Genomic DNA, 522 nt, shown 5'->3' with positions numbered 1-522 from the left:
TGGCGTCAGTCATGGAGCCCCCGCGAGCGGAGGTAGGAGATCAGCAGTTCGGGACGGTCGGTCTGGATCATGGTGGCTCCCATATCGACGAGCTTTCCGTAGACGGCGGCGGGATCGCCTTCGAAGGCGGCATCGTCGCAGAGACCTCCGCAGAGCGACGGCCACAGGGAGTTGACCCAGAGTTTCGAGCCTCCGGCGACGACTTTCCGCATGCAGGCTTCGACTTCGGGGGTGTACTCCGACCAGCAGACTTCGCAGGCCAGCGGCACGGTGTTCGTATCGAGGTATTCGGCGAAGAGCGCCTGTCCTTTGGGTTTGAGGATGTCGATGATGGGCATGTACATCATGTTGTGTTCGTAGCGGGAGAACTTCGCGGCGACATCCGCCACGGGGCTTTTGCCTTTGATCAGGAGTTGTCCGGTGACTCCGAGTTCTTCCGAGAGATTCTGCACCAGATCGTAGTATTGGTAGCCTTTGTCGATATTGACCACGATGCGGTCCTTGCAGAGTTCCAGCGCTTCG

Annotated in this window: 1 pseudogene; it reads right to left on the bottom strand. The window is 59.4% G+C overall.

Annotated features, from left to right (window positions below):
* Positions 1 to 5 precede the first annotated feature (5 nt).
* A pseudogene (locus tag WMO46_RS15590) lies at positions 6 to 522 on the bottom strand (DUF4996 domain-containing protein); the annotation flags it as partial.

It is taken from the genome of Alistipes intestinihominis (assembly GCF_040095975.1).
Lineage (GTDB): Bacteria > Bacteroidota > Bacteroidia > Bacteroidales > Rikenellaceae > Alistipes > Alistipes senegalensis.
Note: the sequence above shows the minus strand (reverse complement) of the source record. Positions and strands in the feature narration are given on the sequence as shown.